Genomic DNA, 23,766 nt, shown 5'->3' with positions numbered 1-23,766 from the left:
CTCCCATGCCGAGCGTGTCCACCCAGATCACCTTCATCGTGGTCGGGTACGCCGTGCTGGTCGCCGTCCTCGCGCTGGTCGTCGCGCTGCGCAAGCAGGAGCGTCCGGGGTGGCTCGACCAGCTCGCCTGGATGCTCGAGGCGCTGCTGGTCGTACGCGCGCTGGCCGGGCTCGGCGCCTTCAGCGGCGACGGGCCGCCGTCGACGTCGACGTACGTCGGCTACCTCATCGCCTCGGTGTGTGTGCTGCCCATCGCGATGAAGTCGATCGAGGGCGACCGCGCCTCGTGGTCCTCCGTCGTGATCACCGTCGCCGCCGTCGCGGTCGGCGTCGTCGCCGTACGACTGGAGATGACCGCGGCATGAGCGAGTCGATCACCGCCCCGCGCACCGGGCCGCACAAGGTGCTGCTGGCCTTCTACGCGCTCTTCACCGTCGCCGCCGGCGCCCGCGCGCTGGTGCAGCTGACGACGCAGTACGACGAGGCGCCGGTCGCCTACTGGCTGTCGCTGGCTGCGGCCGTCACCTACGCCCTCGGCTGGTACGCCATCCGCGAGGCCTCGGTCGGCCGCACCGGCTTCGCCAGCGTGATGCTCTGGATTGAGCTGGCCGGGGTGCTCACGGTGGGCACCCTCAGCCTGGTCGAGCCGGACTGGTTCCCGGACGCGTCGGTGTGGTCCGACTACGGCATCGGCTACGGCTTCGTGCCGGCGGTGCTGCCGGTCGCCGGCCTGCTCTGGCTCCGGCACCAGAAGCGGGCGCCGTCGCCCGCTGACGTCTAGACGGGCTCACCCGGCCCGTCCCGGGCTCCGAAGAAAGGGCGACAGGACCCTTCGCCGACAGGAGCTCCCATGGACACGGTGTTCGCGATCGCCTTCCCCGCCGCCCTGCTGGTCGCCTACCTGACCACCCGGCCCGCGCCCCAGTCGCGTGAGTTCGCGCGCCGGGCCCGCCGGGTGTCCCGCCACCCCGCCCTCGTCAACCTCGGTGACGTCCAGGCGCGCCTCGTGGCCGACCTGCCGGCGCCGTACGCCGCGTTCGCGCGGGAGCGGATCTCCTTCCACCGGATCGGCGCGCAGACCGCCTGGGCCTGGCTCGAGCGGTACGACGCGCAGTCGCTGGTGGTCTTCCTCGCCGCCGGCCACGGTCACTCCGCGATGCTCGAGGTCCTGGGCGGTGCGAAGGGGTACGACGACGCCGCGCTCCGTGTGGTGGCCGGGCGCAAGGAGCCCGCCCTGTTCGAGCTCGCCGCCTGACTCCAAGCGCGCTCCCAGCCGGCGCCAAGAGGCTCGCGGGACCGTGGGGACACCGGGACAACGACGTCCCGCACCCCACCTGAGGAACCCGTTCGTGAACACCCTGATCGCACTCGGAGCCCCGATCGCCGTCCTGCTCGCCTACCTGGCGACGCGCCCGATGTCCCCCGCCCGCGAGGTGGCCCGCCGCGCGCACCGCGTGACGCGCCACCCGGCGCTCGCCAACCTCGGCGACGTCCGCGCCCGCCTCGACGCCGAGCTGCCCGGCCACCAGGTCGACTTCGTCCTGGCCAGGACCGCGCGGCACGGCGTCGACGCCCGCACCCTCTGGACGTGGCTGGACCGCTTCGGTGCCGAGTCGCTCGTGGTCGTCCTGGCCGCCGGCCACGGGTACGCCGGCCTGCTGCGGGCGCTGCGCGACGAGACGACGTACGACCTGGACGAGGCGCGCCTGCTGGCCGGTCTGAGCGAGCCCGAGCTCTTCCAGCTCGCCGCCTGACCATGGCGACGAATTGAAACGTGTTCTAGATTGCCGGGGTGGCCCTCGACTCCCCGCCTGACGTCTTCGCACCCACCCGGCTCGGCCCGGTCCGCCTGCGCAACCGCACGGTGAAGGCTGCGACGTTCGAGGGCCGGGCGCCGCACGGCCAGGTCACGGACGCCCTGATCGACTACCACCTGGCGCCGGCGCGCGGCGGAGTCGGGCTGACGACGGTCGCCTACCTGGCCGTCGCGCCCGAGGGCCGCACCCACCGCGAGCAGATCGTCGTCGGTCCCGACACCCGTGACGGACTGGCCCGGATGGCCGCCGCCATCCACGAGACCGGGGCGGCCATCGCCGGCCAGGTCGGTCACGCCGGTCCGGTCGCCAACGGCCGTTCCAACGGCGTCAAGGCGATCAGTGCCTCGCGGATGCCCAGCCCGCTCTCGATGCAGATGATCCGGTCCGCCACCGAGGCCGACCTGACCCGCGTGACGCGGGCGTACGTCGCCACCGCGCGCACCCTCGTCGACGCCGGCTTCGACGTCCTCGAGCTGCACATGGCGCACAGCTACCTGATCTCGTCGTTCCTGGCGCCCGGCCTCAACCGCCGCAAGGACGGGTACGGCGGGTCGCTGGAGCGCCGGGCGCGGCTCGGACGCCAGGTCGCGAAGGCCGTCCGCGAGGAGGTCGGCGACCGGGTCGCCCTGACCGCCAAGATCTCGGTCGCCGACGGGTTCAAGGGCGGCGTCACGACCGACGCCGGGATCGAGTACGCCCAGCTGCTGGAGGCGGACGGGCACCTCGACGCCCTGCAGCTCAGCGGCGGCTCGTCGCTGATGAACCCGATGTACCTCTTCCGCGGCGAGGCGCCCCTCTCGGAGTTCGCCGCGACGATGCCGCTCGTCGTACGCCTCGGCATGAAGACGCCCGTGGGCAAGGGCTTCCTCAAGGTCTACCCGTTCGAGGAGGCGTACTTCCGCGAGAAGCAGCTGCGCTTCCGCGAGGCGCTGACGATGCCGCTCATGCAGCTCGGTGGCATCAACCGCGTCGAGACGATGGAGCGGGCGATGGCCGACGGCTTCGACTTCGTCGCCATGGGCCGGGCGCTGCTCCGCGAGCCGAACCTGGTCAACGACCTCGCCGCCGGCCGCGCCACCGAGGGCGTCTGCATCCACTGCAACCGGTGCATGCCCACCATCTACTCCGGCACCCGCTGCCCGGTCATCACGCCCGAGCCGCCGTCGCTTGTAACGCCGGGTTAGGAGCTGTTCCCACCGTGTTGCAACACCGTGGGAACAGTCGGTAACCCGGCGTTACAGCTGGCGGGCAGCCCTTCCCAACCAACTAGAACGTGTTCTAGGTTGGCGCGCATGGAAGACAAGCTGAGGGTCGTCGTCTGGTCGACCGGGACCATCGGACGCCACGCGATCGCGGGCATCGACGCGCACCCGCGCATGGAGCTGGTCGGCGTGTGGGTGTCGAACCCGGAGAAGGACGGCAAGGACGCCGGCGTCCTCGCCGACCTGGGCCGCGAGCTCGGCGTCCTCGCGACGACCGACCGCGACGCGCTGATCGCGTTGCAGCCGGACGCGATCGTGCACACCGCGATGGCCGACGACCGCGTCTTCGAGTGCATCCACGACCTGTTCGGCTTCGTGGAGGCCGGCATCAACGTCGTGTCCAGCGGCCCCGTGCTCCTGCAGTGGCCCGAGAAGATCCTGCCCGACGAGATGCTCGAGCGCCTCGCCGAGGCGGGGCGTACGACGGGGGCGAGCCTGCACGTCAACGGCATCGACCCGGGCTACGCCAACGACCTCCTGCCGCTGGCCCTCACCAGCCTCAGCCAGCGCATCGACGAGGTGCGGGTGATGGAGATCGCCGACTACTCGACGTACTACCAGCCCGTCGTGATGGGCGACATGTTCGGCTTCGGCCGGCCGATGGACTTCCGGCCGCTGCTCTGGGAGCCGGGCATCCTGACGATGGCGTGGGGGAGCGTGGTGCGCCAGATCGCCGCCGGCCTCGACATCGTGCTCGACGAGCCCCTGGTCGAGAAGGTCGAGCGCCGCGCGGCCGAGGTCGACACTCCGAGCGTCTCGGGGGACGTGCAGGCCGGGACGATGGGCGCCGTCCGCTTCGAGCTGATCGGCAACGTGGACGGCATCCCGCGGGTCGTGCTCGAGCACGTCACCCGGACCGCCGAGGACCAGGTGCCCGAGTGGCCGCAGCCGGCCGAGGGCGGCGGTGGCTACCGGGTGATCGTCACCGGCGAGCCGATGATGCAGCTCGACCTCACCCACCACGGCGAGCACGGCGACCACAACGTCTCCGGGATGATCACGACCGCGCAGCGGCTGGTCAACGCACTCCCGGCCGTCGTCGAGGCGAAGGGCGGGCTCGTCACCGCGCTCGACCTCCCGCTGGTCACCGGCCGAGGCCTGGTGAGCACGAAGTGAGCATCCTCGACAGGTTCTCGATCGACGGCCAGGTCGCGATCGTCACCGGTGCGGGCCGCGGCCTGGGCGCCGCGACCGCCGTCGCGCTCGCCGAGGCCGGCGCGGACGTCCTCATCTCCGCCCGCACGGCCGAGCAGCTCGAGGTCGTCGCCGAGCAGGTCCGCGCGACCGGGCGCCGCTGCGTCGTCGTCGCCGCCGACCTCAGCGACCTCGACGCGGTCGCCGGGCTCGCGCAGGCGGCGTACGACGAGCTCGGCCGCCTCGACACGGTCGTCAACAACGTCGGGGGCACCTTCCCCAAGGAGTTCCTCAAGACCAGCCCGCGCTTCCTCAACGAGGCGTTCAGCTTCAACGTCGCGACCGCGCACGCGCTGACCCGGGCCGCCGTACCGCTGATGCTCCAGGACGACGACGGCAAGCAGAAGAGCGTCGTCACCATCAGCTCGATGATGGGCCGCACCGCCGACCGCGGGTTCGTCGCCTACGGCACCGCCAAGGCCGCGCTCGCGCACTGGACCAAGATGGCCGCGCAGGACCTGTCGCCCCGCATCCGGGTCAACGGCATCTACGTCGGCTCGATCCTGACCAGCGCGCTGGAGTTCGTCGCGGGCCAGCCCGAGCTGATGGGCCAGCTCGAGGGCAAGACGCCCCTCGGCCGGGTCGGCGAGCCCGAGGACATCGCGGCCGGCGTCCTCTACCTCTCGTCGAAGGCCGGGCAGTACGTCACCGGCAAGCTGATCGAGATCGACGGCGGGATCCAGCAGCCCACCCTCGACCTCGGGTTCCCCGACGTGGCCCCGTAGGGTCCGGACGTGAGCCACTCGAGCACTCCGACCGCCTTCGCCGTCTCGCCGGACTCCGGAGAGCACTGGAGCAAGGAGGGCGCCTGGAAGGTCGCCGAGGGGATCCACCGGATCCCGCTGCCGCTGCCGATGGACGGTCTCAAGGCCATCAACGTCTACGTCATCGAGACCGACGACGGGCTGACCTTGATCGACGGCGGCTGGTCGATCGAGGTCGCCCGCGACCTGCTCGAGCGCTGCCTGCGCGACGTCGGCTACGGGTTCGGCGACATCAAGCGCTTCCTCGTCACCCACGTGCACCGCGACCACTTCACGCTGGCCACGGTGCTCGGGCACGAGTACGGCGCGGACGTCGCGCTCGGCCTCGGCGAGAAGCCGGCGCTCGAGCTGCTCAACGACCCGGACCTGAACCGGAACCCGTTCATCGAGGTGCTGCGCACGGCCGGCGCGCACGAGCTCGCCGAGCTCTGGGCGGTCGGCGACGGCGAAGGTCCGGACATGTCGATGTGGATGTTCCCGGACACCTGGCTCGAGGGCGACCACGAGATCACCGTCGGCACCCGGACCATCGACGCCGTGCACACGCCCGGCCACACGCCCGGGCACTTCGTCTTCGCGGAGAAGGCCGCCGGGCTCCTCTTCGCCGGCGACCACGTGCTGCCCACGATCACCCCGTCGATCGGGTTCACGGTGCCGCCGACGCCCGACCCGCTCGGCGACTTCATGGCCTCGCTGACCAAGGTGCGGTCGCTGCCGGACCTCACGATCCTGCCGGCGCACGGGCCGGTCGCGCCCTCGTCGCACGCGCGGGTCGACGAGCTGCTGGCCTTCCACGAGCGCCGTCTCGACCTCAGCCTGGCCGCCCTCGCGGACGGGCCCGCCACCGGCTTCACCGTCGCCCACGAGCTCGGCTGGACCCGGCACGAGAGGGCGTACGCCGAGCTCGACGAGTTCAGCCAGGGGATGGCCGCGATGGAGACCAAGGCCCACCTGGAGCTGCTGGTGGCGCAGGGGCGCGCGACCCGCGAAAACACAGCGGACGGGGTGCTCTTCACCGCCCTAGAGTGAGGCCGGTGACCCGACAGAGCCCCGTGGACGCCGTCGCCGACCAGTACGTCGAGGACGTGGCCGCCCTCGATCCGGTGCTGGCCACCGCCGCCGGGATCGCCGGTCACGACCACGAGCTCCCGGACCTCTCGCCCGCGGGCTTCGACGCGCGCGCCGACCTGGCCCGCCGCGCGGTCGCCGCGATGACGGCGACCGCGCCCGCCGACGAGCGCGAGGCGGTCGCCCGCGACGCCTTCCTCGAGAGGATCGGCCTCGAGGTCGAGAACGCCGACGCCGGTCACGACCGGGCGGAGCTGTCGGTCATCAGCAGCTGGGCGCACGCGATCCGCGAGTCCTTCGACCTGATGTCGGTGGAGACCGACGAGGGTCGCGAGGACGTCCGGTCCCGGCTCGCCGGCATCCCGGCCGCGCTCGAGGGCTACCGCACGACGCTCGCCGAGGAGGCGGCGCAGGGACGCGTCGTCGCGCGCCGGCAGTACGCCGAGGTGGCGGGCCAGATCCGGCGCTGGACCGGGCAGGAGGGGGCGAGCGGCGACTTCTTCACGGGGCTCCTCCCGGACGCGCCCGAGGGCCGGGCCGCGAGCGCGGCGTACGCCGAGCTGGGTCGGTGGCTCGAGACCGAGCTCGCGCGGCGCGGGCTCGAGAAGGAGGCCGTCGGCCCGGAGCGCTATGCCCTCGCCTCGCGGGAGTTCCTCGGCGCCGCCGTCGACCTCGAGGAGACCTACGCGTGGGGCTGGCAGGAGCTCAAGCGCCTCACCGACGACATGGTCGCGACCAGCGACCGGATCGTCCCCGGTGGCAGCATCCCGGAGGCCGTGGCCGCCCTCGACGCCGACCCGGCGCGGCGGCTGGGGAGCCGGGAGGAGTTCCGCGACTGGATGCAGCAGCTCGCCGACCGGACCATCGCCGACCTCGCCGACGTGCACTTCGACATCCCGGAGCCGATCCGGCGCATCGAGTGCTGCCTCGCGCCGACGAACGACGGCGGCGTCTACTACACCGGCCCCAGCGAGGACTTCAGCCGGCCCGGCCGGATGTGGTGGTCACTGCCCGACGACAGCGACCAGCTGACCACCTGGCGCGAGGTCACGACCGTCTACCACGAGGGCGTGCCCGGCCATCACCTCCAGGTCGGCCAGACCGTCTACCGCGCGGACATGCTCAACCGGTGGCAGCGGATGCTGTGCTGGGTCAGCGGCCACGGCGAGGGCTGGGCGCTCTACAGTGAGCGGCTGATGGACGAGCTCGGTTACCTCGAGGACCCGGGCGACCGGCTCGGGATGCTCGACATGCAGGGCTTCCGGGCCGCGCGCGTCATCGTCGACATCGGGCTGCACCTCGAGCTGCGGGTCCCGGAGGACAACCCGTTCGGCTGGCGGCCCGGCGAGCGCTGGACGCCCGACCTGGTCTTCGAGTTCATGCGGATCCACTCGCGCATGGACGACGCGATGCTGCGCTTCGAGGTGCTGCGCTACCTCGGCTGGCCGGGCCAGGCGCCGTCGTACAAGGTCGGCGAGCGGATCTGGCTCGAGGCCCGTGCTGACGCACAGGCCCGGCACGGCGCGGGCTTCGACCTGCGGGCCTTCCACCGGGCCGCGCTCGACCTGGGCTCGATCGGCCTCGACCCGCTCCGGGCCTCGCTGGCTCGGATCTAGCGTCCGGTCAACGACGCAGACGCATCGGGAGGTGCGGGATCCCGTCCTCCAGGAACTCCGGCCCGTCCACCTCGAAGCCGAACGTCGCGTACCAGCCGGCCAGCGGTGACTGGGCGTCCAGCACCACGTCCCGTCCCTTGCTCAACTGCAACGCGATGTCCATGACGGCGTCGGCGAGCCCGCGTCCGCGCGCCTCCCGCGCGAGCACGACCCGGCCGATCCGCCAGGTGTCGCCATCGTCCAGCACGCGCGCGTAGCCGACCACCGCACCGTCGTCGTCCATGACGACGTGCCGGGTGCCCGGCTCGTCGTCGCGGCCGTCGAGGTCGGGGTAGGGGCACTCCTGCTCGACGACGAACACGTCCTGGCGCAGCCGCCAGACGGCGTACGCCGTCGCAGCGTCGAGGTGCGCGAAGGGGACTCCGACGATCCGCATGGCCCGAGTGTCACAGATCGCCGCCGGCCGGTGTCTTCATGCCACACCGATCAAGGAGACGACATGCCCAGCACGTTCCGCATCCCGAAGGCGCCGATCACCGGTCTCTACGGCAAGGTGCTCACCCTCTACACCCGCCGCACGTTCGGCGAGGTCCCCGACAACGCCTACGTCTACTTCCACCAGCCGAAGGTGCTCAAGGCGGTCCTCGGCTTCGAGGGCAAGGTGGCGAAGTGGGACGCCCTCGACCCGACCCTCAAGTCCTACGCCCAGCTCGCCAGCGCCGGCACCATCGGCTGCAGCTGGTGCCTGGACTTCGGCTACTTCATGGCCCACAACGACGGCCTCGACCTCGCCAAGGTGCGCGAGGTGCCGCGCTGGCGCGAGTCCGACGTCTTCTCGCCGCTCGAACGCGACGTGCTCGGGTACGCCGAGGCGATGTCGACCACCCCGTTGACCGTCACCGACGAGATGACCGGGCGCCTCATCGAGCAGCTCGGCGCGCCGGCCGTCGTCGAGCTCACCCAGATGGTCGCGCTGGAGAACATGCGCTCGCGGTTCAACTCCGCCGCCGGGCTCGAGAGCCAGGGATATTCGGATGTGTGCGAGCTACCCCTCGCCGTACCGTCGGGAGCGATGGAGAAGGCATGAGCACCCCCGACTCGACCGACGTCTTCGTCGCCCACCGCAACCTGCTCTTCACGGTCGCCTACGAGATGCTGGGGTCGGCGGCCGACGCCGAGGACGTGCTCCAGGAGACCTGGCTGCGCTGGGTCGACGTCGACCGCGGCGAGGTGCGCGACGAGCGCGCCTACCTGGTGCGCATCAGCACCCGGCTGGCGCTGAACCGGATGCGCACCAACGCCCGCCGGCGCGAGTCGTACGTCGGCCCGTGGCTGCCCGAGCCGCTGCTGACCACCCCCGACGTGGCCGAGGACGTCGAGCTCGCCGACTCGGTCTCGCTCGCGATGCTGACCGTGCTCGAGACGCTGGCGCCGACCGAGCGGGCGGTCTTCGTGCTGCGCGAGGTCTTCGACTTCGGCTACGACGAGATCGCTGCGGCCGTCGACAAGACGCCCGCCGCCGTACGCCAGATCGCCAGCAGGGCAAGGGCGCACGTCGCCGAGCGACGTCCACGGGCGGAGGCCACGGTGGGCGAGCGGGACCGGGTGCTGGAGCGCTTCATGGCGGCCGCCGCGACCGGCGACATCCAGAGCCTCCTCGACGTGCTCGCTCCGGACGTGGTGCTGGTGACCGACGGCGGCGGGGTCAAGAAGGCGGCGCTGCGTCCGATCCTCGGGCGCGACAAGGTGGTGCGCTTCCTCGATGCCGTGGCGCAGGGCCCCGCTGATGCGGACGTCGTCCTGGTCAACGGGTCCCCGGCCCTGCGCTTCGTCATCGACGGCGAGCTCGACACCGTGATGTCGATGGTCCTCGAGGACGGGCTGGTCACCGGCCTGTACGCCGTCCGCAACCCGGCCAAGCTGGCTCGGCTGGACGCGGCGGTCGCCCTCACGCGCTGAGGGTCTAGTCTCGACTCCAGAAGACAGGGGAGCACGCGCGAGCGTGCTGAGAGTGCGGACCAGCCGCAGACCCTACGAACCTGATCCGGTTAGCACCGGCGCTAGGGAGTCGAAGTGAAGTCCATCCGTGCGTACGCGTCCCTGCTCGTCCTGGCCCTCGCCACAGCGGGCTGCTCGACGGTCGGCAACAGCTCCGCCGACGACGAGCCCGCCGCCAAGCGCGTCGTCCTGGTCACCCACGAGTCGTTCGTGCTGCCCAAGCCGTTGCAGAAGAAGTTCGAGCAGGAGACGGGCTACCAGCTGGTGGTCCGCGCCTCCGGTGACGCGGGCGCGCTCACCAACAAGCTGGTGCTGACGAAGGACGACCCGTTGGGCGACGTGTCCTTCGGCGTCGACAACACGTTCGCGTCGCGGGCGCTCGACGAGGGTGTGTTCGCGCCGTACGACGCGACCCTGCCCGAGGGCGCCGACCAGTTCGTGCTGGACGGCGACGACGACCACCGCCTCACCCCGATCGACAACGCCAGCGTCTGCGTCAACGTCGACGACACGTGGTTCGCCCAGCATCACCTCGCTGCTCCGAAGACGCTCGACGACCTCACCGACCCGGCGTACCGCGGCCTCTTCGTCGCGCCGGGCGCGACCACCAGCTCGCCGGGCATGGCGTTCCTGCTGGCGACGATCGCGGCGTACGGCGACGACTGGCCGGCGTACTGGACGAAGCTGATGGCCAACGGCGCCGAGCTCGTGGCCGGCTGGTCGGACGCGTACGAGGTCGACTTCACCCAGGGCGGCGGCAAGGGCGACCGCCCGATCGTGCTCTCCTACGACTCCTCGCCGGCGTTCACGATCGCCGACGACGGGACCTCCACGACCAGCGCGCTGCTCGACACCTGCTTCCGCCAGGTCGAGTACGCCGGTGTGCTCGACGGCGCCGAGAACCCTGATGGCGCCGAGGCCCTGGTCGACTTCCTGCTGACGCCGGAGGTGCAGGCCGCGCTGCCGGAGAGCATGTACGTCTTCCCGGTCGACTCGTCGGTGCAGCTCCCTGCGGACTGGGCGACGTTCGCGAAGCAGCCGTCCGACCCGTGGCAGGTCGACCCGGCCGACATCGCCGCCCACCGCGACGACTGGCTGCGTGAGTGGAGCGACATCACCTCGCGATGAGTGCCCGCAGATGAGACGGAGCGCGACGCTCGTCGGCCTGGCGGCGATGCCGCTGGCCGTGCTCGGCGTGTTCTTCGTGCTGCCCGTGAGCGGGATGCTCGCCGAGGGGTTCTGGGTCGACGGCCACTTCGACCCGGTCGCCGTCGTCGAGGTGCTGACCCGGCCGCGGACGGTGCGGGTCGTGTGGTTCACGGTCTGGTCGGCGCTTGCGGGCACGACGGTGGCGGTGCTGCTCGGCGTACCGGCTGCGCACCTGCTGCACCGGCGCCGGTTCCGCGGGCGTGCCTCGCTGCGGGCCCTGCTGCTGGTGCCGTTCGTGCTGCCGACCGTCGTCGTCGGCGTCGCGTTCCGGGAGCTCATCGGGGAGGCCGGGCCCCTGGGCTTCCTGGGCTTCGACGGCTCGGCGGGGGCGATCATCGCGGGCCTGGCCTTCTTCAACGTCGCGGTCGTGATCCGGGCGGTCGGGGCCGCGTGGGAGTCGCTCGACCCGCGGCCGGCCGAGGCGGCGGCCGCGCTCGGCGCGGGCCCGGCGTACGTCTTCCGCACCGTCACCCTGCCCGCGCTGCGGCCCGCGATCGTGTCGGCCGCCAGCGTGGTGTTCCTCTTCTGTGCCACGGCCTTCGGGGTGGTGCTCACGCTCGGCGGGCTGCGCTACTCGTCGGTCGAGACCGAGATCTACCTGCTCACGACCAACCTGCTCGACCTGCAGGCCGCGGCCGCGCTCTCGATCGTGCAGCTCCTGGCGATCACCGCCCTCCTGTTCGTGACGAGTCGTCTGCGAGCCGTGGCCGACCCGAGCCTGGCGCGCACGACGGCACGGCCGCCCCGGGTCTCCCGCGGCGACTGGCCGGGAGTCGTGGCGACGCTGCTGGTGCTGCTGCTCGTCGGGCTGCCGATCGCCGCGCTGGTGGTCGGGTCCCTCCAGGTGGGGGACGGCTGGGGCCTCGGCAACTACCGGGCCCTGACGACGGTGGGCTCGCGGGACGCCCTGCTGGTGCCGGTGACGGACGCCCTCGTCACCTCCCTGCGCACGGCCGTCGACGCGACCTGGATGTCCCTGTCGATGGGGGTCCTCGTGGCGGTCGTCGTGACCCGTCGCTCGCACACCCGCGGCGAGCGCCGCGTCCGTGGCCTGCTCGACGGCCTCTTCATGCTGCCGCTGGGGGTGTCGGCGGTGACGCTCGGCTTCGGGTTCCTGATCACGCTCGACCAGCCGCCCCTCGACTTCCGGGACTCGCTCCTGCTGGTGCCGATCGCCCAGGCGCTGGTGGCTCTGCCCCTCGTCGTACGCACCCTCGCGCCGGCGCTGGGCGGCATCGACGACCGGCAGCGCCAGGCCGCCGCGTCCCTCGGTGCCGGACCGTTGCGCACCTTCGTCACCGTCGACCTGCCGGTGCTGTGGAAGCCGCTGCTCGCCGCCGCCGGCTTCGCGTTCGCGGTGTCGCTGGGGGAGTTCGGCGCGACGTCGTTCCTCGCCCGCGACGAGACGCCGACGATGCCGATCGTGATCTTCCACCTGATCGGCCACCCCGGTGCGATGAACTACGGCATGGCCCTCGCCGCCTCCGTCGTCCTCGCCGCCACGACCGCCGTCGTGATGCTCGCGGTCGAGCGGCTGCGGGTGCCGTCGCTGGGAGCACTGTGATGTCGAGGACCCGGGGATGCTGACGATCGACGAGGTCTCCGTCGCGTACGACGGCGTGCCCGCCGTCGTGGACGCCTCGCTCGCGCTCGAGTACGGCCAGGTGCTCGCCGTCCTCGGGCCGAGCGGGTCGGGCAAGTCGACGCTGCTGCGCGCGATCGCCGGCCTCGAGCCGGTCACGTCCGGCCGGATCGGCTGGGACGGCGACGACCTGGCCGGCGTGCCGACGCACAAGCGCGGCTTCGCGCTGATGTTCCAGGACGGCCAGCTCTTCGGGCACCTCACGGTGGCCCGCAACGTCGGCTACGCGCTGCGCCTACGCCGTACGCCGAACGCCGCCGCGCGGGTCCGGGAGCTGCTCGCGCTGGTCGGCCTCGAGGGGTACGGCGACCGGCTGCCGGCGACGCTCTCGGGCGGCGAGCGGCAACGCGTCGCGCTCGCGCGGTCGCTGGCGGTCCAGCCGCGGCTGCTGCTCCTCGACGAGCCGCTGTCGGCCCTCGACGCGGGTCTGCGGGAGCGGCTCGCCCACGACCTGCGCGACATCCTGCGCGAGGCCGGGACGACCGCCCTGATGGTCACCCACGACCAGGAGGAGGCGTTCACCGTCGCCGACCGGATCGCGGTGATGCGCGCGGGCCGGGTCGTGCAGCAGGGCGACATCGCCGCGGTCTGGCGGGCGCCGGCCGACCCCGAGACGGCGCTCTTCCTGGGCTACGCCCGGGTGCTGGAGGGCGAGCCTGCGGGGGTGCTGCTGCGGGCGGCCGGTCTGCCGGAAGTGGGTGCCGCGGTCGCCGTACGCCGCTCGGCGCTGGTGGTCTCGGACGCCGGAGACCTGTCCGGGACGGTCGTGTCGGCGCGGGTGACGCCGGAGCAGATCCGGGTCGTCGTCGACGTCGACGGCGTCGGGGAGCTCGACGCCGTGGCCCGCCTGGACACCCACCCGGCGGCCGGCGACCGGGTGTCGATGGTGGTGGACGCCTCACGGCTGGCCGTGACACCGAACCGTGCCTGAGTCGGAACACTCCCTACACTGACCGTCGTGTATCGCCGTGCCTGGACCCTGCTCGTGGTCAACGCCGTCGCCATGTTCGTGTGGGCGGCGATCACGGCCTGGTCGCTCGGCCGGCCGCTGATCGACCCCGACGGCAGCTTCCTCGGCCCGGCCATGGTGCGGCTGCCGATCCTGTGCATCGGCGCGCTCTTCCTCGACCTGGTGCCGCGCGCGCTGTGGATCTCGCGCGGCCGCCCGAGCCGGTGGCCGGAGCTCGTGCGCGACCGGTGGCGCACCCACTGGACCCGCGAGCGGATCGTGCTGGTGCTGCTCGGCATCGTCTGCTTCTACGTCATCTACGTCTGCTACCGGAACCTGAAGTCGTTCCTGCCGCTGGTCAGCGACCGCACGTACGACCGTGAGCTGCACGCCCTCGACAAGATGCTCTTCTTCGGCCACTACCCGAGCTCGCTGCTGCACGGCATCCTCGGCACCGACGTGACGGCGCACTTCCTGTCGACCTTCTACCTGCTCTTCATCCCGATGGTCGCGATCATGGTGACGGTCTGGCTGGTCTGGTCGCGCAACCTGTCCTACGGCTGGTGGTTCGTCACGTCGCAGGGCATCGCCTGGACGCTCGGGACGATCTCCTACTACGCACTGCCCACGATCGGCCCGGGGCTCGAGTACGACTGGCTGTTCCGCGACCTCGCGCACACCGGCACCAGCGACCTCATCGCGTCGCTCGTCAGCGCCCGCCACGGCGTGCTGTGGGGTGACGGCCAGGCGCAGACCGTGGCCGGGTTCGCCAGCCTGCACACGGGCATCGCGCTGCTGTGGGCGATGATGGTGCAGTTCACGGTGCGCAACCGGATCGTCCGGATCGCCTTCTGGGTCAACTTCGGGCTGATCGTGGTGGCGACCCTCTACTTCGGCTGGCACTACGTCGCCGACGACATCGCGGGCGTCGCGATCGCCCTCGTCTCCTTCTACCTCGGCGGCATCGCCAGCGGTCAGAAGTTCGACCGCCACGGCCTCTCCTCGCACCCGACCACGACGACCTCGCACGTCCCCGTCGACCGCTGAGCGTTAGCGACCAGCGACCGGACCGTCGGGGTAGTCCCTGACGGAACGGCCCTCGGGCGACCCCGATCCGGGCCGTTTCGTCAGGGACTACGCCGCCGCGCGCGAATTACAAGGTTGTAGTTCGTCAAGCCGACACGCCGGTGACTGGAGAAAAAGTTGGGGAAATTGTTTCCAATGTGACGAAAGTTGTCTAGCGTGCTCCGAGTGACGCCTGATGGGGGCGTCCTGACGAGGGGGCGATGCGGTGCGAGCGCGCGAGATGGCAGCGACCACGGTGCTCGCACTCGTGGCCTCCGGCCTGGTGGCCGGGATGGCCGTCGCCGACGACGACACCGTCCCCAGCAAGGCCGACGTCCGCGACGCCCGTACGGCGGTGCGCGCCCAGGTCGACGACGTCGCCGCGGTGCGCGCCCGGCTCGTGGTCGCCAACCAGCGGCTGCAGCAGTCCGCGGTCGCCGCGGCCCAGGCGGCCGAGGCGTTCAACGGGGCGCGGTGGAAGGCCGACCAGGCCCGTGACGCCGCGACCGAGGCGCAGGCCGGGGTCGCCACGGCCCAGGCCGACGTGGAGCGGCAGCGTCAGGCCTACAGCGACGCGGTCGTCTCGTCGTACGAGCTGGCCCCGGAGCTCACCGCCCTCGCCGGCGTGCTGGACTCCGACGGCATCGGCACCGTGCTCGAGCGCACCGACACGATGCGCAACGCCACCGACGCGATCGACGGCAACTACGACGAGTTCCGGGCCTCGGCGGTCGTCGCCCAGGTCGCCCAGGACCGGGCCGACCGCGCGCTTGACGAGGCCACGCAGGCCGAGCAGGACGCGCTCGACGCGCGGCAGCGGGCCCAGCGGGCCGCCGACGCCGCAGCCGCCGACGCCCAGGCGATCGCGCGGGAGAAGGGCGCCCTGATCGCGCGGCTGGCCGACCTCGAGCACATCAGCGTCGACCTCGCCCAGCGCCGCCAGTCCGGGCTGGAGGCCCGCGCGGCCCGGGCGGCCGCGGCCGCCGCGGAGCAGGCGGAGCAGGAGCAGCAGGCACCGCCGACTCCCACCACCGCCCCGACCCCCGCCGAGCAGCCCGAGCAGCCCACCGAGCAGCCCACCGACGAGCCCACGCAGCCGCCGACCGAGCAGCCGACCGAGGCCCCGGCCCCACCTCCTGCGGCCACCCCGGCGCCGAAGTCGGGCGCCCAGGCCGCGATCGCGTTCGCCCGCGCCCAGATCGGGGAGCCCTACCAGTGGGGCGCGGCGGGCCCCAACCAGTGGGACTGCTCCGGCCTGACCGCCGGCGCGTGGGGCGCGGGCGGCACCTACCTGCCGCACTACTCGGTCGCGCAGTACGAGCAGTCCACGCCGATCTCCGCGAGCCAGCTCCAGCCCGGCGACCTGGTCTTCTGGGGCTCGAGCGGCGACCCGGGCTCGATCTACCACGTCGCGCTCTACGTCGGCGGCGGCCGGATCATCCAGGCCCCCCGCGCCGGCCGCCCGGTCGAGGAGGTCTCGATGTACTCCTGGACCGCCCCGAACTTCTACGCCCGGCCCTGACCTCGGCCCGAGAGGTCCAGATCACCGCTTGAAGCCGACCTCCGGTGGGTAGTCCTCCGGCATGGCCACCGACACCGCCGTACCGTCCAGCGCGCCCGGCTACCAGGAGCCCGAGGTCGACGTCGCCGCCCTGACCGAGCTGCTCGACGGGAAGTACGCCGAGGTCCGCCGGCTCGTGCGGACCAACCTCGCCGACTACGCGTCCGTCCTCGACGAGGCCGACGAGCTCGGCATCGACGAGTTCCGCGACCGGGTCCGCGACATCGTCGTCGAGATGGCCGCGACCGGCCAGACCGGGATGGGCTTCCCCGAGGAGTACGGCGGCGGGGGCGACATCGGCGCCTCGGTCGCCGCCTTCGAGACGCTCGCCTTCGGCGACCTGTCCGTGCTGGTCAAGGTCGGCGTGCAGTTCGGCCTCTTCGGCGGGGCGATCCTGCAGCTCGGCACCCAACGCCACCACGACGCCTACCTGCGCGACCTCGTCACCGGCAAGCTGATGGGCTGCTTCGCGATGACCGAGTCCGGGCACGGCTCCAACGTCCAGGCCCTCGGCACGGTGGCGACGTACGACGTGGCGACGCAGGAGTTCGTGATCACCACGCACGGCGACGCGGCGCGCAAGGACTACATCGGCAACGCGGCCCGGCACGCCGAGGTTGCCGTCGTCTTCGCGCAGCTCGAGGTGGGCGGGAGGTCGGAGGGCGTGCACGCCTTCGTCGTCCCGATCCGCAAGGGCAGCAAGGTCCTCGACGGCGTCCGCATCGAGGACGACGGCCGCAAGATGGGCCTCAACGGGGTCGACAACGGCCGGATCTGGTTCGACGACGTGCGGGTGCCCCGCGAGGCGCTGCTCAACCGCTTCGCCGACGTGTCGCCGGCCGGGGTCTACGAGAGCTCGGTCGAGAACCCCAACAAGCGCTTCTTCACGATGCTCGGCACCCTCGTGCAGGGCCGGGTCTGCGTCGGCGGCGCCGGCATCAACGCGAGCAAGGTCGCGCTCGCGATCGCCACGAGGTACGCCGTACGCCGTCGGCAGTTCGAGGCGGCCTCCGACACCGAGGAGCAGCTGCTCCTCGACTACGGCATGCACCAGCGGCGGCTGCTGCCGCTGGTCGCGCGCACCTACGCCCTGCACTTCGCGCAGGACGTCGTCCGCACCCAGCTGCACGACGTCTTCACGGAGGCGGACGGGCCCGGCGGCGGCGTCGAGGTGGCGCGGCGCGAGCTCGAGGGGCGCGCCGCCGGCACCAAGGCGCTCGGCACCTGGCACGCCACCCGCACCATCCAGGAGTGCCGCGAGGCGTGTGGGGGCGCGGGCTACCTCGCCGTCAACCGGTTCGCGGCACTGAAGGCCGACAGCGACATCTTCACGACCTTCGAGGGGGACAACCACGTGCTGCTCCAGCTCGTGGCGAAGGGCCTGCTGACCGACTACGCCAGCGAGTTCGAGGACATGGACCAGCTCGGCATGGTCCGCTTCGTCACCAACCTCGCGGTGGGCACCGTGATCGAGCGGACGTCGGCCCACAAGCTGCTCGAGCGGGTCAAGGACCTGCTGCCGGGCGGCGACCAGTGGGACCAGGAGGCCGGGCTGCTCGACTCGGACTACCAGCTGGCGATGCTGCGCTTCCGCGAGGAGCACATGCTCTCCGGGGTCGCACGCCGGCTCAAGCGCGGCATCGACCAGAAGATGAACCCCGGTGTCGTCTTCTCCCAGGTCCAGGACCACGTGATCGGCGCGGCCAACGCCCACGTGGAGAGGCTGGTGCTCGAGGCCTTCGTCGACCGGCTGCGCGAGCTCCCCGACGACGCCCCCGAGGGCAACCGGGTCGCGCTCGGGCTGCTCTGCGACCTCTTCGCCCTGTCCACGATCGAGGCCGACCGGGCGTGGTTCATGGAGCACGGCCGGCTCACCGTGCAGCGGTCCAAGGCGATCAGCCGCGAGGTCAACGACCTGTGCCGCAAGATCCGCCCGATCGCGGTCGACCTCGTCGACGCGTGGGGCGTCCCGGAGGAGATGCTCCGCTCGCCCGACCTGCTGGCGTAGCCGAGGGGGTCAGTGACCCTCGGTCTTGAACCGCTCGAAGGAGGCGTGCACCTCGGCCTCGGCCTCGGTGCGGCCCACCCACTCCGCGCCCTCGACGGACTTGCCGGGCTCGAGGTCCTTGTAGACCTCGAAGAAGTGCTGGATCTCGAGGCGGTCGAACTTCGACACGTGCGAGATGTCGCGCAGGTGCTCCAGGCGCGGGTCCTGGGCGGGGACGCAGAGGACCTTGTCGTCGCCGCCGGCCTCGTCGGTCATCCGGAACATGCCGATCGCGCGACAGCGGATCAGGCAGCCCGGGAAGGTCGGCTGCTGGAGGATGACCAGCGCGTCGAGCGGGTCGCCGTCCTGGCCGAGGGTGTCCTCGATGAAGCCGTAGTCGGCCGGGTACGCCGTCGAGGTGAAGAGGGTCCGGTCGAGGCGCAGGCGGCCCGACTCGTGGTCGACCTCGTACTTGTTGCGCTCGCCCTTGGGGATCTCCACCAGCACGTCGAACTCGAGCACGTCTTCCTCCGCCATCGTCAGGCCATCTCGCACAGTCAGGGTGGGCCCGCGCGGCGGGCCGCGTCCAGTCTCCCGCACAATGTGGTCAAACGTGGAGTCGAAGGGGGTGCGAGGTGGGTCGACGTGACGCACGCCACGGCTCGCGGCTCGCGTTCTGGCTCCCGGTGGCGCTCGTCCTGGCTCTGCTTGCGGGCGGAGGTACGGCGTACTGGCTCGACCATGACCAGCCCGATCCCGACCGCGACCCCGCGCAGGTTGCGCCTCCGCCCGGCCTCGAGCTCCCGGCCCTGACGACCCCGAGTCCGGTCGCCGCGGCCGCGACCGGCGCCGCCGATCCCGCGAAGGTACGCCGGGCCCTGGCGCCCCTCCTCCGCGACGGCGACCTCGGCCCGCACGTCCTGGCGACCGTCGTCGGCAGCGACGGCGCGACGCTGCTCCGGCGGGGCTCGGGCGCGGCCGTCCCGGCGTCCACCCTCAAGCTGCTCACCTCCGCCGCCGCGCTCGAGACGATGGGCGCCCAGCACACGTTCGCGACCACGGTCGTCTCCGCCGGACCGCGCGGCATCGTGCTGGTCGGCGGCGGCGACCCGCTCCTCGCGTCGACCCGCCCGGCGCGCGACGACTACCCCCGGCCCGCCGACGTCGTCACGCTGGCGCGCGCCACGGCGGCGCAATTGCGCGCGAACGGCACCACGCGGGTCCGGCTCGGGTACGACGCCACCCTCTTCACCGGTCCCGACGTCAGCCCGCACTGGCCGGCGTCCTACGTCCCCGACGACGTGGCCGCGCCGATCCAGTCGCTGTGGGTCGACGAGGGCTGGTCGCCCGACGGCGACCCCGTCGACGACCCCGCCCAGGTCGCCGCGACGGTGTTCGCGGGTGCCCTGGCCCGGGCCGGCATCGACGTCGCCGGGGTGCCGAAGCCGCGTGCCGCCGACCCGGGCGCCACCGAGCTCGCCCGGGTCACGAGCCCGCCGCTGTCGCAGGTCGTCGAGCACACCCTGCTCGTCAGCGACAACCAGGCGGCCGAGGTCCTCGCCCGCCACGTCGCCATCGCGACCGGCGCGCCCGCCACCTTCGAGGACGGGGCGGCCGCCGTACTCGACACCGTCGGCGGCCTCGGGGTGCCGATCGCCGGCGCCACGACGTTCGACGGCAGCGGGCTGTCGCGCGACAACCGGCTCGCCCCCGAGACCCTGACCGCGCTGCTCGACCTCGCCGGCACGGCCGACCACCCGGAGCTGCGCAGCGTGCTGACCGGGCTGCCGGTGGCGGCGTTCAGCGGCTCCCTCTCGGAACGCTTCGACGGGTCGTCGGACGCGGCCGGACGGGGCAGCGTGCGGGCCAAGACGGGCACCCTCACCGGGGTGAGCGGTCTCGCCGGCACGGTGGTCGACCGGACCGGGACGCCGATGGCGTTCGCGGTGCTCGCCGACGACATCGCGCTCCTCGACACCCTGGATGCGCGGGACGCCATCGACGACATCGCCTCCGCGCTCGCCGCCTGCCGCTGCGCTGCCTGAGCGTTGGACCTCACCGGTACCGTCGGCGCATGACAAAGCCCCGCCCGAGCATGGTCGACTGGGACCTCGCCGTGTCGATCGGCTCGCGGCTGGCGGGCGACGGCCCCTCTGTCAGCTGGAGCGAGGCGGCGGCCGTCGTCGAGGAGCTCCGGGCCGGTGCCGACCGCTCCACGGGGCTGGTCCGCTCGTTCACGGGCCTGGACGCCCCTGCGGACACGGCTCCGGTCGTGGTCGTCGACCGGGCGGGCTGGGTGCAGGCCAACGCCGACGGGTTCGCCACGGTGCTCGCGCCGATCGTCACCAAGCTCACCGGTGACAAGCAGCCGTCGCGGCTCACCCACGCCGTCGGCTCCCGGATCACCGGCGCCGAGGTCGGTGGCCTGCTGGGCTTCCTCGCCGGCAAGGTGCTCGGCCAGTTCGACCCCTTCTTCGAGCCGTCCGGGCGGCTGCTGCTCGTCGCACCCAACATCGTGCACGTCGAGCGCGAGCTCCAGGTCGACCCCCACGACTTCCGGCTCTGGGTCTGCCTGCACGAGGAGACCCACCGCGTGCAGTTCACCGCGACCCCGTGGCTCGGCGGCCACCTGCTGGGCCAGATGCAGGGCATCGCCGACAGCCTCGAGCCCTCGGGCCTGTTCGATGAGGGCCTCGGCCGGATCACCGAGGCGCTCAAGGGCGGCGCGCGCGGCGGCAACCTCCTCGAGGCGGTGAGCACCCCGGAGCAGAAGGAGATCCTCGACCGGGTCACCGGCGTCATGTCGCTGCTCGAGGGGCACGCCGACGTGGTCATGGACGGCGTCGGTCCGAGCGTCATCCCGAGCGTCGCGCAGATCCGCAAGAAGTTCACCCAGCGTCGCAAGGGCGTCGGTGTCCTCGACCGCACGCTGCGACGGCTGCTCGGGCTGGACGCCAAGATGGCGCAGTACCGGGACGGGGCGATCTTCGTGCGGGCCGTGGTCGACAAGGCCGGGATGGCCGAGTTCAACGCCATCTGGGAGCGCCCCGAGAACCTCCCCACCAAGGCGGAGATCGGGGACCCGAACGCCTGGATCTCGCGGGTCCTCTGAGGGCATGAGCCTCCATCCCGCCGTCGCCGCCGTCCGGCACGGCGTACGCCGAGCGCTCGCCGACGTCGACCCGGGACGCACCGTGGTCGTCGCCTGCTCGGGCGGCCCGGACTCCACGGCCCTGCTGGCCGCCACGGTCTTCGAGGCACGCAAGGGCGCTCACCGCGTGGTCGGTGCGACCGTCGACCACGGGCTGCAGGCCGGCTCGGACGAGCGGGCGGCGGCGGTGGTCGCGCAGATGGCCGCGCTCGGTGCCGACGAGACCCTCAGCGCCCGGGTGCGCGTGGAGGGCGCCGGGCTGGGCCCGGAGGCCGTGGCCCGGCGGGCGCGGTACGCCGTGCTGGAGGAGGTCGCCCAGCACGTGGACGCCGCCGTGGTGCTGCTCGGCCACACCCGCGACGACCAGGCCGAGACCGTCCTCCTCGGACTGACCCGGGGCTCGGGCGGCCGGTCGCTGGCGGGGATGCGGCGGTCCTACGACCGGTTCGTCCGCCCGCTGCTCGACGTCGACCGTGCTGACACGGTCACCGCCTGTCTCGTCGAGGGCCTGGAGACCTGGGACGACCCCCACAACGAGGACCCGGCCTACACCCGGGTGCGGGTGCGACGCACCGTGCTGCCGCTGCTCGAGGAGCAGCTCGGCCCCGGCGTGGCCGCCACCCTGGCCCGCACCGCCGACCAGCTCCGGGCCGACATGGACCTGCTCGACGACGTCGCGGACGCGGCGTACGCCGACCTGCGCGGCAGCGACGGCACGCTGCCCGCGACCGAGCTGGCCGCCCAGCCCGGTCCGGTCCGGACCCGGGTGCTCCGGCTGGCCGCGCTGGCGGCGGGGGCGCCGGCGTCGGAGCTCTTCCACGAGCACGTCCTGGCGATGGACGCGCTGCTCACCGACTGGCACGGGCAGCGGTGGATCGACCTCCCCGGCCACCTCCGCTGCTCCCGCGTCGACGGCCGGCTGCGGATCGGTCCCGCCGCGCCCTAGACAACTCCTCGACTGCACGCCGGTGCTGCCGATGGATCCGGCATGCCCCGCCCCCTCGTCGCCGCCCTGTCCCTGCTCCTCGGGCTCGGCGTGGCCTCGCACGCCATCCCCGACTCCGTCGACGCCAGTGCCCTGGCCGTCGCGGCCGACGAGAGCACGTCGTCCCGTCTGATGCCGACCCGTCCCGAGCGGGGTCGCGCCTGGATCGAGGGCACGGTCGTGGACCGCGCGGGCCGGCTGCTCGACGGCATCGACGTCGAGGCGTACGACGTGGACGACCTGCACGGCGACCCGGTCGCGTCGTGGCAGACGTACGAGGACCCCGAGGACGGGCCCGAGCACGGCTGGTTCCGCCTCTACGGGCTGACCCCGGGCACGTACAAGGTCAAGATCAGCAGCGCGCCCGGCACGCCGAAGAAGGCGCGCTACCGGACCATCTGGACGCGGTCGGTGACGGTCGGCAACCGGGACGTCCAGCAGCTCGGCAGCACCGCGGTCACGTCGGTCATCAAGGCGGCCCCGAGGCTGACGGCGGCTCTCGCCGACGCCACCCTGAAGCCGGCCCAGGCGCCGCAGGTCCGCCTGGGTCTCACCGCCGCCGGCGTGCGGCCGGTGCTCGGCTCGGTCCGCGTCGTCGTCGACCACCGGCCGGGGCGGGCCGCCACCTTCCGCGCCACCGACCGCGGCCGCGTCACCGTCGCCCTGCCGCGCCAGTCGCTGGGCTGGCACACCGCCACGTTCGCCTTCGCCGGGAACGACGCCGTCGCGCCCTCGACGAAGCCGATCGTGGTCCGGTTCAAGGTCACGCGCACCGGTCGCTAGGCTCTCGACCATGGACGCATCCGACGTGCCGGACGACTTGGTCAACGTTCTCTTCACCGAGGAGCAGATCCAGGGGCGGCTGCGCGAGCTCGCCGCCGAGATCCAGGCCGACTACGAGGGCCAGGACCTGCTCATCGTCGGCATCCTGCGAGGCGCGGTGATGGTGATGGCCGACCTGGCGCGCAGCTTCAGCCGGCACCTCGAGATGGACTGGATGGCGGTGTCGTCGTACGGCTCCGGCACCAAGTCCAGCGGCGTCGTCCGGATCCTCAAGGACCTCGACACCGACATCTCCGGTCGCCACGTGGTCATCGTCGACGAGATCATCGACACCGGCCTGACGCTGTCGTGGCTGACGTCCAACCTGGCCTCGCGCGACCCCGCGAGCGTCGAGATCTGCACGCTGCTGCGCAAGCCCGAGGCGCTCACCATGCCGGTCGAGGTCAAGTACGTCGGCTGGGACATTCCGAACGAGTTCGTCGTCGGCTACGGCCTCGACTACCAGGAGCGCTACCGCAACCTGCGCGACATCGGCACCCTCGCGCCGCACGTCTACTCCTGACCCCCTCCCGGTCGAATCGAGACTTGTGACCGTTCAATCGAGACTTGTGACGATTGAGTCGGGACCTTTCTCCCGACTCGAGCGTCAGGACTCTCGACTCGAGCGTCAGAACTCTCGACTCGACCAACGGGCGAGGTCGATGCGCCCGAACGG

24 protein-coding genes and 1 riboswitch are annotated in these 23,766 nt (G+C 72.3%); of the genes, 22 read left to right on the top strand and 2 right to left on the bottom strand.

Going from position 1 to position 23,766, the window contains the following annotated elements:
* Window positions 1–5 precede the first annotated feature (5 nt).
* The 9 genes from ASC77_RS20040 to ASC77_RS20000 all read left to right on the top strand — a co-directional run bounded on the left by ASC77_RS20040 (window position 6) and on the right by ASC77_RS20000 (window position 7,721).
* Complete coding sequence (locus ASC77_RS20040) at window positions 6–365, top strand: hypothetical protein (protein WP_056157033.1); 360 nt, start codon at window positions 6–8, stop codon at window positions 363–365.
* Complete coding sequence (locus ASC77_RS20035; RefSeq protein ID WP_056157032.1) at window positions 362–781, top strand: hypothetical protein; 420 nt, start codon at window positions 362–364, stop codon at window positions 779–781. The genes ASC77_RS20040 and ASC77_RS20035 overlap by 4 nt, the downstream gene beginning before the upstream one ends.
* A gap of 69 nt (window positions 782–850) precedes the next feature.
* Window positions 851–1,255: a hypothetical protein gene (locus tag ASC77_RS20030; RefSeq protein WP_056157030.1), complete on the top strand. Its 405-nt coding sequence runs from the start codon at window positions 851–853 to the stop codon at window positions 1,253–1,255.
* Window positions 1,256–1,349: 94 nt separating this feature from the next.
* The gene (locus tag ASC77_RS20025) at window positions 1,350–1,754 is read left to right on the top strand and encodes a hypothetical protein (protein WP_056157029.1); all 405 of its coding nucleotides are present in this window, start codon (window positions 1,350–1,352) and stop codon (window positions 1,752–1,754) included.
* A gap of 38 nt (window positions 1,755–1,792) precedes the next feature.
* Window positions 1,793–3,001, top strand: coding sequence for an NADH:flavin oxidoreductase (locus tag ASC77_RS20020; protein WP_056157027.1), 1,209 nt, complete (start codon window positions 1,793–1,795; stop codon window positions 2,999–3,001).
* A 108-nt stretch (window positions 3,002–3,109) separates the two neighbouring features.
* Complete coding sequence (locus ASC77_RS20015; protein WP_056157025.1) at window positions 3,110–4,195, top strand: diacylglycerol kinase; 1,086 nt, start codon at window positions 3,110–3,112, stop codon at window positions 4,193–4,195.
* Complete coding sequence (locus ASC77_RS20010; protein WP_056157023.1) at window positions 4,192–4,998, top strand: SDR family oxidoreductase; 807 nt, start codon at window positions 4,192–4,194, stop codon at window positions 4,996–4,998. Before ASC77_RS20015 ends, ASC77_RS20010 begins: the two co-directional genes overlap by 4 nt.
* Before the next feature lie 9 nt (window positions 4,999–5,007).
* Window positions 5,008–6,066, top strand: coding sequence for an MBL fold metallo-hydrolase (locus tag ASC77_RS20005; protein WP_056157020.1), 1,059 nt, complete (start codon window positions 5,008–5,010; stop codon window positions 6,064–6,066).
* Window positions 6,067–6,071: 5 nt separating this feature from the next.
* Window positions 6,072–7,721 (top strand): DUF885 domain-containing protein, encoded by a 1,650-nt coding sequence (locus ASC77_RS20000; protein WP_082575056.1) that lies wholly within the window; start codon window positions 6,072–6,074, stop codon window positions 7,719–7,721.
* Window positions 7,722–7,728: 7 nt separating this feature from the next.
* On the opposite strand, the gene ASC77_RS19995 is transcribed toward ASC77_RS20000, so the two are convergent.
* Window positions 7,729–8,157: a GNAT family N-acetyltransferase gene (locus tag ASC77_RS19995; RefSeq protein WP_056157016.1), complete on the bottom strand. Its 429-nt coding sequence runs from the start codon at window positions 8,155–8,157 to the stop codon at window positions 7,729–7,731.
* A 63-nt stretch (window positions 8,158–8,220) separates the two neighbouring features.
* Here ASC77_RS19995 and ASC77_RS19990 point away from each other — a divergent pair, with 63 nt between their 5' ends.
* The 8 genes from ASC77_RS19990 (at window position 8,221) to ASC77_RS19955 (ending at window position 18,153) form a co-directional block, all read left to right on the top strand.
* Entirely contained in the window at window positions 8,221–8,808 is a 588-nt protein-coding gene (locus ASC77_RS19990; protein ID WP_056157013.1) for a carboxymuconolactone decarboxylase family protein, read from the top strand.
* Window positions 8,805–9,680, top strand: coding sequence for an RNA polymerase sigma-70 factor (locus ASC77_RS19985; RefSeq protein WP_056157011.1), 876 nt, complete (start codon window positions 8,805–8,807; stop codon window positions 9,678–9,680). Before ASC77_RS19990 ends, ASC77_RS19985 begins: the two co-directional genes overlap by 4 nt.
* 15 nt (window positions 9,681–9,695) lie before the next feature.
* A riboswitch (TPP riboswitch) is annotated at window positions 9,696–9,805 on the top strand.
* On the top strand, window positions 9,795–10,847 hold the full coding sequence (locus ASC77_RS19980; RefSeq protein WP_056157009.1) for a thiamine ABC transporter substrate binding subunit: 1,053 nt from the start codon (window positions 9,795–9,797) through the stop codon (window positions 10,845–10,847). It overlaps the preceding riboswitch by 11 nt.
* 10 nt (window positions 10,848–10,857) lie before the next feature.
* The gene (locus ASC77_RS19975) at window positions 10,858–12,492 is read left to right on the top strand and encodes an ABC transporter permease (RefSeq protein WP_056157008.1); all 1,635 of its coding nucleotides are present in this window, start codon (window positions 10,858–10,860) and stop codon (window positions 12,490–12,492) included.
* A 16-nt stretch (window positions 12,493–12,508) separates the two neighbouring features.
* Complete coding sequence (locus ASC77_RS19970; RefSeq protein ID WP_056157006.1) at window positions 12,509–13,501, top strand: ABC transporter ATP-binding protein; 993 nt, start codon at window positions 12,509–12,511, stop codon at window positions 13,499–13,501.
* 27 nt (window positions 13,502–13,528) lie between these two features.
* On the top strand, window positions 13,529–14,566 hold the full coding sequence (locus ASC77_RS19965) for a phosphatase PAP2 family protein (RefSeq protein WP_235547824.1): 1,038 nt from the start codon (window positions 13,529–13,531) through the stop codon (window positions 14,564–14,566).
* Window positions 14,567–14,810: 244 nt separating this feature from the next.
* Window positions 14,811–16,106 (top strand): NlpC/P60 family protein, encoded by a 1,296-nt coding sequence (locus tag ASC77_RS19960; RefSeq protein WP_156391198.1) that lies wholly within the window; start codon window positions 14,811–14,813, stop codon window positions 16,104–16,106.
* A gap of 61 nt (window positions 16,107–16,167) precedes the next feature.
* Complete coding sequence (locus ASC77_RS19955) at window positions 16,168–18,153, top strand: acyl-CoA dehydrogenase (protein WP_056157000.1); 1,986 nt, start codon at window positions 16,168–16,170, stop codon at window positions 18,151–18,153.
* A gap of 9 nt (window positions 18,154–18,162) precedes the next feature.
* On the opposite strand, the gene ASC77_RS19950 is transcribed toward ASC77_RS19955, so the two are convergent.
* On the bottom strand, window positions 18,163–18,669 hold the full coding sequence (locus tag ASC77_RS19950; RefSeq protein ID WP_056156998.1) for an inorganic diphosphatase: 507 nt from the start codon (window positions 18,667–18,669) through the stop codon (window positions 18,163–18,165).
* 98 nt (window positions 18,670–18,767) lie between these two features.
* On the opposite strand from ASC77_RS19950, the gene dacB reads away from it, so the two are divergent.
* From dacB to hpt, 5 genes are read left to right on the top strand one after another with little or no spacing between them, the layout of a single operon-like run.
* On the top strand, window positions 18,768–20,177 hold the full coding sequence (gene dacB, locus ASC77_RS19945; RefSeq protein ID WP_056156997.1) for a D-alanyl-D-alanine carboxypeptidase/D-alanyl-D-alanine-endopeptidase: 1,410 nt from the start codon (window positions 18,768–18,770) through the stop codon (window positions 20,175–20,177).
* 29 nt (window positions 20,178–20,206) lie between these two features.
* Window positions 20,207–21,244: a zinc-dependent metalloprotease gene (locus ASC77_RS19940; RefSeq protein ID WP_082575054.1), complete on the top strand. Its 1,038-nt coding sequence runs from the start codon at window positions 20,207–20,209 to the stop codon at window positions 21,242–21,244.
* A 4-nt stretch (window positions 21,245–21,248) separates the two neighbouring features.
* On the top strand, window positions 21,249–22,229 hold the full coding sequence (gene tilS, locus ASC77_RS19935) for a tRNA lysidine(34) synthetase TilS (RefSeq protein ID WP_056156993.1): 981 nt from the start codon (window positions 21,249–21,251) through the stop codon (window positions 22,227–22,229).
* Window positions 22,230–22,271: 42 nt separating this feature from the next.
* Window positions 22,272–23,051 (top strand): carboxypeptidase-like regulatory domain-containing protein, encoded by a 780-nt coding sequence (locus ASC77_RS19930; RefSeq protein ID WP_056156990.1) that lies wholly within the window; start codon window positions 22,272–22,274, stop codon window positions 23,049–23,051.
* 10 nt (window positions 23,052–23,061) lie between these two features.
* Window positions 23,062–23,613 carry a hypoxanthine phosphoribosyltransferase gene (gene hpt / locus ASC77_RS19925; RefSeq protein ID WP_056156988.1) on the top strand — a complete coding sequence of 184 codons (552 nt, stop codon included), beginning with the start codon at window positions 23,062–23,064 and terminating at the stop codon, window positions 23,611–23,613.
* Window positions 23,614–23,766 lie beyond the last annotated feature (153 nt).

Source organism: Nocardioides sp. Root1257, from assembly GCF_001425175.1.
In the GTDB taxonomy this organism is placed as follows: domain Bacteria; phylum Actinomycetota; class Actinomycetes; order Propionibacteriales; family Nocardioidaceae; genus Nocardioides.
Note: the sequence above shows the minus strand (reverse complement) of the source record. Positions and strands in the feature narration are given on the sequence as shown.